Source organism: Pseudorhizobium endolithicum, from assembly GCF_902153245.2.
Lineage (GTDB): Bacteria > Pseudomonadota > Alphaproteobacteria > Rhizobiales > Rhizobiaceae > Neorhizobium > Neorhizobium endolithicum.
In genome coordinates this window covers 1-781 of record NZ_CABFWF030000009.1, presented here as the reverse complement: position 1 = coordinate 781, position 781 = coordinate 1, and the positions used below count along the sequence as shown (strand labels likewise).

Genomic DNA, 781 nt, shown 5'->3' with positions numbered 1-781 from the left:
TTCCAACCTCGTCGAGCGCCTGAAAGGCAGATCGAAGCCGCGCGGGGCCTATCACAAGGCCGAGGATGCAGAGCTTCTGCTCACCATTCGAAGGCTGGTGGATCAAAGGCCAACCTATGGCTATCGGCGGATCGCAGCGCTCCTCAATCGCGAGAAGCGAGCCGCCGATATGCCTGTCGTCAACGCCAAGCGGGTTCATCGCATCATGGGCAACCACGCCATGCTGCTGGAGAAGCATACGGCCGTTCGCAAGGGCCGCATCCATGACGGCAAGGTCATGGTCATGCGCTCGAACCTGCGCTGGTGCTCCGATGGGCTGGAGTTCACCTGCTGGAATGGCGAGGTCATTCGTCTCGCCTTCATCATCGATGCCTTCGACCGCGAGATCATTGCCTGGACTGCGGTCGCGAATGCAGGCATCTCCGGCTCCGACGTGCGCGACATGATGCTGGAGGCTGTCGAGAAGCGGTTCGTAGCCACCCGAGCCCCGCACGCAATCGAGCATCTCTCGGACAATGGCTCGGCTTACACCGCGAGGGACACGAGGCTGTTTGCCCAAGCGCTCAATCTGACACCCTGCTTCACTCCTGTCGCGAGCCCTCAGTCGAATGGTATGTCCGAGGCGTTCGTCAAAACCCTGAAGCGGGATTACATCCGCATATCGGCTCTACCGGACGCCGAAACAGCGCTCCGGCTCATCGACGGATGGATCGAGGACTTGTATGAGGGAGGTTCTGTCAAGCGGTCATTGGCATCTCCTTCTAATTCCTGACCGGGCTGC

At 60.2% G+C, this 781-nt stretch carries 1 protein-coding gene; it reads left to right on the top strand.

The genetic code is table 11. From position 1 onward, the window contains the following. Nucleotides 1-772 (top strand): IS3 family transposase (locus RTCK_RS05800; RefSeq protein WP_142592127.1); only part of this gene is annotated, 772 nt, incomplete at its 5' end. Nucleotides 773-781: the final 9 nt, after the last annotated feature.